Annotated in this window: 10 protein-coding genes; 5 read left to right on the top strand and 5 right to left on the bottom strand. The window is 72.7% G+C overall.

Annotation, left to right across the window (positions count from 1 at the left end; all coding sequences use genetic code 11):
• The 3 genes from ACPYOM_RS18880 to sp36 all read right to left on the bottom strand — a co-directional run.
• Positions 1-568: NUDIX hydrolase (locus ACPYOM_RS18880; RefSeq protein WP_481347133.1), on the bottom strand; the 568-nt coding region annotated here is incomplete at its 3' end.
• 4 nt (positions 569-572) lie between these two features.
• Positions 573-1,037: a RidA family protein gene (locus tag ACPYOM_RS18875; RefSeq protein WP_481342973.1), complete on the bottom strand. Its 465-nt coding sequence runs from the start codon at positions 1,035-1,037 to the stop codon at positions 573-575.
• A 1-nt stretch (position 1,038) separates the two neighbouring features.
• On the bottom strand, positions 1,039-1,203 hold the full coding sequence (gene sp36, locus ACPYOM_RS18870) for a Sp36 family protein (protein WP_481342974.1): 165 nt from the start codon (positions 1,201-1,203) through the stop codon (positions 1,039-1,041).
• Between sp36 and ACPYOM_RS18865 the strand changes: the two genes are divergently transcribed.
• From ACPYOM_RS18865 to bagB, 3 genes are read left to right on the top strand one after another with little or no spacing between them, the layout of a single operon-like run.
• Entirely contained in the window at positions 1,202-2,125 is a 924-nt protein-coding gene (locus ACPYOM_RS18865) for an alpha/beta hydrolase (RefSeq protein WP_481347132.1), read from the top strand. The two genes, sp36 and ACPYOM_RS18865, sit on opposite strands and share 2 nt — an antisense overlap.
• A 12-nt stretch (positions 2,126-2,137) precedes the next feature.
• On the top strand, positions 2,138-3,217 hold the full coding sequence (bagA, locus tag ACPYOM_RS18860) for an ATPase BagA (protein WP_481347131.1): 1,080 nt from the start codon (positions 2,138-2,140) through the stop codon (positions 3,215-3,217).
• A complete protein-coding gene (gene bagB, locus ACPYOM_RS18855) occupies positions 3,214-4,401 on the top strand; it encodes an ATPase BagB (protein ID WP_481347130.1) in 1,188 nt (395 codons plus the stop codon). Before bagA ends, bagB begins: the two co-directional genes overlap by 4 nt.
• A gap of 72 nt (positions 4,402-4,473) precedes the next feature.
• On the opposite strand, the gene ACPYOM_RS18850 is transcribed toward bagB, so the two are convergent.
• Complete coding sequence (locus tag ACPYOM_RS18850) at positions 4,474-4,779, bottom strand: WhiB family transcriptional regulator (protein ID WP_481342978.1); 306 nt, start codon at positions 4,777-4,779, stop codon at positions 4,474-4,476.
• A 287-nt stretch (positions 4,780-5,066) separates the two neighbouring features.
• Here ACPYOM_RS18850 and ACPYOM_RS18845 point away from each other — a divergent pair, with 287 nt between their 5' ends.
• Entirely contained in the window at positions 5,067-7,493 is a 2,427-nt protein-coding gene (locus ACPYOM_RS18845) for a penicillin-binding protein (protein WP_481347129.1), read from the top strand.
• 54 nt (positions 7,494-7,547) lie between these two features.
• Here ACPYOM_RS18845 and ACPYOM_RS18840 read toward each other — a convergent pair whose 3' ends face one another.
• Entirely contained in the window at positions 7,548-8,003 is a 456-nt protein-coding gene (locus ACPYOM_RS18840; RefSeq protein WP_481342980.1) for a GatB/YqeY domain-containing protein, read from the bottom strand.
• Positions 8,004-8,082: 79 nt separating this feature from the next.
• Between ACPYOM_RS18840 and ACPYOM_RS18835 the strand changes: the two genes are divergently transcribed.
• Positions 8,083-9,006, top strand: a 924-nt coding sequence (locus tag ACPYOM_RS18835) for a metallophosphoesterase (RefSeq protein WP_481347128.1), incomplete at its 3' end; no start/stop codon positions are given.

Here is a 9,006-nt window from a genome sequence, read left to right as displayed (position 1 = left end):
CCCCCCCCCCCCCCCCCCCCCCCCCCCCCCCCCCCCCCCCCCCCCCCCCCCCCCCCCCCCCCCCCCCCCCCCCCCCCACCCCCCCCCCCCCCCCCCCCCCCCCCCCCCCCCCCCCGACCGGGGCGAGCGGCCCGCTCGCAGAGGGGGAGGCGAGCAGCACGCCGCACTCCTCGAAGAGCTCGCGCACCGCTGCGGCGACGTAGAGCTGGGCCTCGACCGGGCTGCAGCCGAGCCGCTCGCCCCACTCGAGCGGCGACGGACCGCTCCAGGGCAGGTCGCCCTCGCCGTCGCGGGGATCGACGCCGCCGCCGGGGAAGACGTGCATGCTCGGCGCGAACTCCATGGCCGGGACGCGCCGCAGCATGAACACCTCGGCCCCCGAGGCGCCCGCGCCGCCGGCGGCACCCCCGCCCCGACCGGCACCAGCGGTGACGTCGGCGTCACGCACGAGCATGACGGTGCTGGCTCGTCGTGGCTCGGCGACCTCCCACCGGTCACCGGACAGCCACCTCGTCGCGGCGTCGGAGATGCCGGGTGTGCTCGTGAGCGGGAAGAGACGACCGCTCACCGGTTCACGCCTCGACGGAGACGACGACCTCGACCTCGACCGGGGCGTCGAGCGGAAGCGCCGCGACGCCGACGGCGGACCGGGCGTGGACTCCCTTGTCGCCGAAGGCCTTGACGAGCAGCTCGCTCGCCCCGTTCACGACGCCCGGCTGGCCGGTGAAGATCGGGTCGGAGGCGACGAAGCCGACCACCTTGACGACGCGGGCGACCTTGTCGAGGTCACCGATCTCGGACTTGATGGCCGCGATGGCGTTGAGGGCGCACGTCGCGGCGAGCTCCTTGGCCGTCGCCTCGTCGACCTCGGCGCCGACCTTGCCGGTGGCCGGGAGCCGGCCCTCGACCATCGGCAGCTGGCCGGAGGTGAAGACGAGGTTGCCGTCGCGGACCACGGGGACGTAGGCGGCGACGGGCGGGACGACCTCGGGCACCGTGAGGCCGAGCTCGGACAGACGGTCTTCGACGGCGCTCATGTCAGTTCCCCCCGGTCTTGGGACGCTTGAAGTAGGCGACGAGGCTGGTGCCGTCGGGCCCGTTGACGATCTGGACGAGCTCCCAGCCATCGGCACCGAAGTTGTCGAGGATCTGCTTGGTGTTGTGGATCAGGAGCGGTGCAGTGAGGTATTCCCACGTGGTCATGGCGATCACCCTACTCATCGGGGCACCGACGCTCGGCGCGTGCTCCGGTGCGCCCGGCAGCCCCTTCGGTGACCCCGGCACGGTGCCGGGTGGTCCCGCCGGCCGGGCGCCGGCGGGTGCCACGATGTCCGGCATGAGCACGCCGGCCGACCGCCGCCCCGACGACGTCCTGACCCACCCCTCCGCACCCGCGCCGACGACCCGGTCGTACGGACCGGACCGCGCCCAGGTCTACGACGTCGTCCCTCCGGCCGCCGGTGTCCCGCCCCGTGGCGTCACCCTGCTCGTCGTCCACGGCGGGTTCTGGCGCGCCGAGTACGACCGAGCACACGCCCTGCCCGAGGCGAACGCGTTCGCGGCGGCCGGGTACGCGGTCGCCCTCGCCGAGTACCGGCGGACCGGGATGCCGGGCGGTGGCGTGCCCGGCACGCTCGACGACGTCCGCTCGGTCACCGAGGCGGTGGCGCGGGACCCGTCGCTGCCGCACCGCGTCGTCCTCGTCGGCCACTCGGCCGGCGGCCAGCTCGTCACCTGGGCGGCCGGGCAGCCGTGGGTCGGGGGGCTCGGCGTCGTCGGCGTCGTGTCCCTGGCGGGGGTCGTCGACCTCGACGCCGCGGACCGCCTGCACCTCGGGTCCGACGCCGCGCGTGCGTTCGTGGGCACGGGTCCGGGCACGCCCGCGTGGCGCTCGGCCGACCCGATGAACGCCCTTCCGCCCCGGGTGCCGGTGCGCCTCCTGTCCGGCACCGAGGACGACGACGTGCCGACCGAGGTGGGCGACGCGTACCTCGAGTCGGCGCGGCGGGCGGGTGGCGACGTCGAGCGGACCGTCGTGCCCGACGCCGCCCACTACGCGTTCATCGACCCCGACGAGCCGGCGTTCGACCGGGTCCTGGCCACGGTCGCCGCCCTCACCGGATGAGGGCTCCCCGGCGTGACGTGCGTCCCGAACGCGGCGGCTGCCCGACCCTCTCGCGCCCGCCCGCCTAGGCTGGGCCCCGTGACGACGGACTGGGGCCAGGCGCGGCTGCACGTCGTCACGGGCAAGGGCGGCACCGGCAAGACCACGGTCGCCTCGGCGCTGGCGCTCGCGCTCGCCTCGACGCCCGGGCGCGTCCTGCTCACCGAGGTCGAGGGACGCCAGGGCATCAGCCAGACCTTCGACGTGCCGCCCCTCGGCACGCAGGAGACCCGCGTCGTGCGCCTGCCGGGCGGTGGCGAGGTCGACGGGCTGTCGGTCGAGCCCAAGGCCGCCCTGCTCGAGTACCTCCAGCTCTTCTACAAGCTCGGCCGCGCCGGCCGGCTCCTCGAGAAGTTCGGCGCCATCGACTTCGCGACGACCATCGCGCCGGGTGTGCGGGACGTCCTGCTCATCGGCAAGGTCTACGAGGCCAACCGCCGCCGACGCGACGGCCGCCACCGCGGCGACGCCCCACCCGCGTACGACGGGCTCGTGCTCGACGCGCCGCCCACGGGGCGCATCGGGCGGTTCCTCTCCGTCAACTCCGAGGTGGCCCACCTCGCCCGCGTCGGGCCGATCCACTCGCAAGCCGAGTCGATCACCCGCCTCCTGCAGTCCGAGCAGACCGTCGTCCACCTCGTCACCCTGCTCGAGGAGATGCCCGTGCAGGAGACCCTCGAGGCCGTCGAGGAGCTGCGCGCCAAGGGTTTCCGGCCAGGTGCCATCGTCGTCAACATGGTGCGCCGCCCGCTCCTCGACGACGCGGCGCTCGACCAGGCCCGGGCCGAGCGCCTCCACAAACCTTCGATCCGCGCCCAGCTCGTCGACGCCGGCGTCATCGTCACGCCCGAGCTCGTCGACGGCCTCCTCGCCGAGGCGCACGATCACGCCCAACGCGTCGACCTCGAGCGCGAGCAGCGGACGCTGCTCGAGGAGACCGGGCTGCCGATCATCGAGCTGCCCGCGCTGCCCGAGGGCATCGACAGCGGCTCGGTCCGCGAGCTGGCCGACCTGCTCGTGCCCTGCTTCGCCCACGAGCAGGCGCCCTCGTGACGACATCGGCACGCCGGCCCACCGTCGCCCGGCCGGCGCCCGCCTTCGACGTCGACGCGCTCATCGCCGACGCGTCGATCGGCATCGTCGTGTGCTGCGGGTCCGGCGGCGTGGGCAAGACGACGACCGCCGCGGCGCTCGGCCTGCGGGCCGCCGAGGCGGGGCGGCGCGTCGTCGTGCTCACCATCGACCCGGCGCGGCGGCTCGCACAGTCGCTCGGCCTCACCGAGCTCGACAACACCCCGCGCCCGGTCGCCGGCATCGAGACCTCGGCGGGCGGCAGCCTCCACGCGATGATGCTCGACATGAAGCGGACCTTCGACGAGGTCGTCATCGCGCACGCCGACCCGGACAAGGCGCAGCAGATCCTGGCCAACCCGTTCTACCAGGCCGTATCCAGCTCGTTCGCGGGCACCCAGGAGTACATGGCGATGGAGAAGCTCGGGCAGCTCAAGGCCTCCGCGGGTGGGCCCGACGCCCCGTGGGACCTCATCGTCGTCGACACCCCGCCGTCGCGCTCGGCCCTCGACTTCCTCGACGCCCCGAACCGGCTCGGCAGCTTCCTCGACGGACGCTTCATCCGGCTGCTCACCGCGCCGGCCAAGGCCGGCGGCCGGGCGGGTCTCAAGGTCTTCGGCGTCGGGGTGCAGCTCGTCACGTCGACGATGACGAGGATCCTCGGCGGGCAGATGCTCACCGATGTCCAGACGTTCGTCAACGCCCTCGACACGATGTTCGGCGGGTTCCGCGAGCGTGCCGACGAGACCTACCGGCTGCTGTCCGAGGACGGCACGGCGTTCCTCGTCGTCGCCGCCCCCGAACGCGACGCGCTGCGCGAGGCGTCCTACTTCGTCGACCGGCTCGAGGCGGACGGGATGCCGCTCGCCGGCCTCGTCGTCAACCGCATCGGTCGCGTCGAGGCCACCGGGCTGACGCCGTCGAAGGCCGTCGCGGTGGCCGAGGCGCTCGAGGACGGCAACGGGCCGAAGTCGGCGACCACGGCTGCCGGTCTCCTGCGCCTGCACGCCGACCTCGTGCGCACCGCCCAGCGGCAGCACGAGCTGGCCGACCGGTTCTCCCGGTCGCACCCGGGCATCCCCGTCGTCCACGTGCCGGCGCTCGGCCGCGACGTGCACGACCTGGCCGGGCTGCGTCAGATCGGCGAGTCGCTCACCGGGTCGTGACCCGATGACACACGCAGGCGCCGGACGCGTCCGAGGATACGGACGCGTCGCGGCGCGGGCGTGACCGGACTCTCAGGCCTGACGCGTCTGCGCGGCCATGCCGGCCCGCAGAGCGCTCTTCCAGGAGGCGATGTCCGGACGCTTGCGCAGCAGTGCGCGGCGCTCACGCTCCGTCATCCCGCCCCAGACACCGAACTCGGTCCGGTTGTCGAGGGCCTCGGCCAGGCACTGGGCCAGGACCGGGCATCCCTTGCAGACGGCCTTTGCGTCGTGCTGGGCCTTTCCACGGACGAACAGGGCGTCCGGGTCCTGGCTCGAGCAGCGAGCCTGACTGGCCCAGTCGTCGACCCACAGGTCGACAATCGCGACAGCACTCATGATGATTTCCCCTCCCCGCTCGGCACCTCCCAGTCACCGAGCCGGCCTCCGGACCGTCCCACCGGTCCTGTGTGTTGGGCCCCCCTTTGGCCCAAACGAGACATTAGGGCCCGGATGTCAAGCAGCGACATAGGCTGCACGGACCATTTCTCGGCGGGAGTGACTAGTCACTCCGGACCATGCCGGACGCCGGCGGCCCCCGGTCGCCACGCCGGGCTCACGCGTGAAAACCCCGCCTGACGTGCGGAGATCCGGTGGCCATAGGGGCACCGGTTACCCTTGGGCCCATGTCCTCACGCACTACCTCGATCGGTGGCGTCGTCAGTCTGCTCGGGGCGTTCCTCGCGTCCGCCCTCGTGCTCGGGCTGCTCGCCGCCGGCCTGCTGATGCCGGCCGTCGGGGCCACCGGGGCACTCGCGCGTAGCGGCGTGGACGTCTTCAACGAGCTGCCGAGCGAGTTCACGACCAACCCGCTCGCCCAGTCGTCGCGGATCCTCGCGGCCGACGGCACCGTCATCGCGACGCCGCAGGAGCAGAACCGCACGGTCGTGCCGCTGAACCAGGTCGCCCCCATCATGCGTGAGGCGCAGGTCGCGATCGAGGACCACCGCTTCTACGAGCACGGCGGCATCGACATCCAGGGCACGCTGCGCGCGGTCATCTCCAACCTGCGCAACGGCAGCTCGGTCGGTGCCTCGTCGCTGACCCAGCAGTACGTCAAGATCTCGCTGCAGTACAACGCGCTCGCCGAGGGCAACACCGCGGCCGCGCAGGCCGCCGTCCGCAAGGACTACATGCGCAAGCTCAAGGAGCTCAAGTACGCGATCACCGTCGAGAAGCAGCTGACGAAGGACCAGATCCTCGAGCGCTACCTCAACCTCGTGTACTACGGCGACCGTGCCTACGGCGTCGAGGCCGCCTCGATCCACTACTTCAGCGTCCACGCGAGCAAGCTCAGCCTCTCGCAGGCGGCGCTCCTCGCCGGCCTGACGCAGAACCCGGGCACGACGGACCCGGTCAACAACCCGGAGCGCGCGGTCGCGCGGCGCAACGTCGTGCTCGACCGGATGCACGAGCTGAAGATCATCGACGACAAGCAGTGGCAGGCCGCCAAGAAACGGACGCTCAAGCAGGACATGCGGGTCTCCAACCCCAAGAGCACGTGCCTCGCCTCGCCGTACCCCTACTGGTGCGACTTCATCATCAACTACGCGCTGATGATGCCGCAGCTCGGCAAGACCGTCGAGGAGCGGAAGCGCACGCTGTACCGCGGCGGCATCACCCTCACGACGACGCTCGACCCGCGCATCCAGAAGATCGCGCAGCGTGAGGTGACCAAGAAGGTCCCCATCGGCAACGACGAGCGCATCGGCGCCGCGGCCTACGTCGCCGACCCGAACACCGGTGAGGTCAAGGCCTTCGCGCAGAACACCGAGTACACCGTCGACAAGGAGTCGCGCGGCAAGACCGGCATCAACTGGGCGCTGGACAAGAAGTACGGCGGGTCCGGCGGCTTCCAGTTCGGCTCGACGGCCAAGGCCTTCGCGCTCGTCACCGCCATGGAGTCCGGCATGACGACGAGCGCCTCGGTCAACGCCAAGGCCGCCGGCGGCAACTCGCAGGCCGTCTACACGCCCAAGGAGTGGCCGGGCGGCATCGCCAACTGCGGCCCCGGCGGCCCGTGGAAGGTCTACAACGACTCGCCGTTCCCTGGCGGCCGCATCAGCCTCATGCAGGCCACGGCCAAGTCGACGAACACCGCGTTCATCGCCCTGGCGGAGAAGCTCGGCGGCTGCAAGGTACGCGACACGATGCTGCGCCTCGGCCTGCACCAGGCCGACGGCGAGCCAGTCGGCCGGTACGCGCCGCAGTACATCCTCGGCGCCTCCGACGTGTCGCCGCAGGGTGTCGCCCACGCCTATGGCGTGCTCGCCGCCGACGGCAAGAAGTGCCCGATGGTCGCCGTGACCAAGCTCGTCATGGGCGGCAAGAACGTCGCCCTGCCGAAGACCGCGTGCCAGCAGGTCGTCGAGCCCGACGTCGTGCGCGCCACGGACAAGTTCCTCGAGTTCAACATGACCCACGGCTCCGGCATCCGCAACCAGCTCGACGACGGCAAGCGCGAGTCGGCCGGCAAGACCGGTACCGCCAACGGCAACAACGAGTCCTGGTTCGTCGGCTACACACCGCAGCTGGTCACCGCGGTCTGGGTCGGCACCCCGTACGACCCGATCACCCGCGTCATGAAGAACATCACCGTCGGCGGGCAGTTCTACCCCGTCATGCACGGTGCCGCGATCGCCGCGCCGATCTGGAAGCAGATCATGAACAAGGCGCTCGAGGGCCAGCCGGAGGTGAAGTTCGGCGAGCCGACCGACAAGTTCACCAAGGGCGACCTCAAGGACGTCCCCGGCGTCACCGGCATGAGGGTCGACCAGGCCATCGCGACGCTTCAGGCGGCCGGCTTCTCGGCCGGTGTCGGCGGCACGATGAGCTCCGGCGTCCCGCAGGGCCTGGTCGCCGGCACGTCGCCGTACGGGCAGGCCCCGAGCGGCAGCTACATCACCATCTACACCTCGCGCGGCGCGCAGCGCCAGGCGCTCCCGCAGCAGCCCCAGCCGACGGTCGTCGTCCCGCCGGGCGGCGGAGGCGGCGGAGGCGGCGGTGGTGGCGGCGGTGGCAACGGCCACAAGCCGCCCAAGCCGCACGGCTGACGGCACACCGGCCAAGGGGCCGACGCACGACGCGTCGGCCCCTTTCGTCGTGCCTCAGCCGGCGAGGACGCGTCGGACGACGGCGGCGACGCGGCCACCCTCCGCGCGTCCGGCGACGGCCGCGTTGGCGGCCTTCATCGCCTGACCCATCTGCTGCATCCCCGTGGCGCCCGACGCCGAGACGGCCTCGCGGACGATCCCCTCGAGCTCGTCGTCGCCGAGCTGCCGGGGCAGGTAGGTCTCGAGGACGGCGAGCTCGGCCTCCTCCTTCGCGGCCAGCTCGCTGCGGCCGGCGCCGGAGTACGCCTCGGCGGCCTCGCGACGCTTCTTGGCCTCCTTGGTCAGGACCTTGAGCACGTCGTCGTCGGTCAGCTCACGGTGCTCCTTGCCGGCGACCTCCTCGGTCGTCACGGCGGTGAGGGCCATCCGGATCGAGCCGGCCCGGACCTGGTCCCGCGCGCGCATCGCGGCGGTGAGGTCGGCCTGCAGCTGCTCCTTGAGGGTGCTCATGGCGTCAGTCTGTCAGGTCGGCACGACGGCTCTCGCCGGGTTTCCGGCCGGTTCGGGGCGGGGTGCGAGGATGTGGCACATGCGTGCCGTGACGAAGACCGTGCTGGGCCTCGGTGCCGCGGGAGCAGCCGTGCTCGGGTGGTCCTCGCTCGTCGAACGGAACGCCTTCGTGCTCAGGCGGTTCGAGGTCCCGGTGCTGCCCGAGGGGGCCCCGCCGCTGCGGGTGCTGCATGTCTCCGACATCCACCTCGTGCCGCGCCAGCGGGCCCGCGCGACGTGGGTGCGCAGCCTCGCCTCGCTCGACCCCGACCTCGTCGTCGACACCGGCGACAACATCGCCGCCCACGACGCCGTGCCGGCGCTCCTCGACGCGTTCGAGCTGCTCCTCGACGTGCCCGGCGCGTACGTCCTCGGCTCGAACGACTACTTCGCCCCCAAGATCAAGAACCCGCTGCGGTACCTGACCCGCCACCACGCCAAGGGGGTCGGCTCGACCCCGCGCCTGCCCACCGCCGACCTGCGCCGTGGCCTCGACCGCAGCTGGGTCGACCTGACCAACCGTCGCCGGACGCTCGAGGTGCGGGGCCTGCGGCTCGAGCTCGTCGGCGTCGACGACCCGCACCTCGGCTACGACCGGCTCGACCTCGTCCGCGGTCCGGCCGACGCGTCGGCCGACCTGACCATCGGCATCACCCATGCGCCGTACCAGCGCGTCCTCGACGCGTTCACGACCGACGGTGCACGCCTGGTCCTCGCCGGCCACACCCACGGCGGGCAGGTCTGCGTGCCCGGCTACGGCGCGCTGGTGACCAACTGCGACCTCGACACCTCGCGGGTCAAGGGCCTCTCGCGGTGGTGGCCGGGCGCCGGCGGGGCGCCCTCCTCGCAGGCGCCGGAGGACGCCGCGTGGCTCGAGGTGTCCGCGGGCCTCGGCACCGCGCCGACCGCGCCCGTGCGCCTCGCCTGTCGGCCCGAGGCCACGCTGCTGACCCTCGTCCCCCGC

The sequence above is a fragment of the Monashia sp. HAY1-2A genome (assembly GCF_056755315.1).
This window is presented reverse-complemented; position numbering and strand designations above follow the sequence as displayed.

Bases quoted from the DNA above. Each gene is read 5' to 3' on its own strand.
- ACPYOM_RS18840 (WP_481342980.1), bottom strand. From the start codon at position 8,003: ATGAGCACCCTCAAGGAGCAGCTGCAGGCCGACCTCACCGCCGCGATG.
- sp36 (WP_481342974.1), bottom strand. From the start codon at position 1,203: ATGACCACGTGGGAATACCTCACTGCACCGCTCCTGATCCACAACACC.
- ACPYOM_RS18875 (WP_481342973.1), bottom strand. From the start codon at position 1,037: ATGAGCGCCGTCGAAGACCGTCTGTCCGAGCTCGGCCTCACGGTGCCC.
- ACPYOM_RS18865 (WP_481347132.1), top strand. From the start codon at position 1,202: ATGGCGATCACCCTACTCATCGGGGCACCGACGCTCGGCGCGTGCTCC.
- ACPYOM_RS18845 (WP_481347129.1), top strand. From the start codon at position 5,067: ATGTCCTCACGCACTACCTCGATCGGTGGCGTCGTCAGTCTGCTCGGG.
- ACPYOM_RS18850 (WP_481342978.1), bottom strand. From the start codon at position 4,779: ATGAGTGCTGTCGCGATTGTCGACCTGTGGGTCGACGACTGGGCCAGT.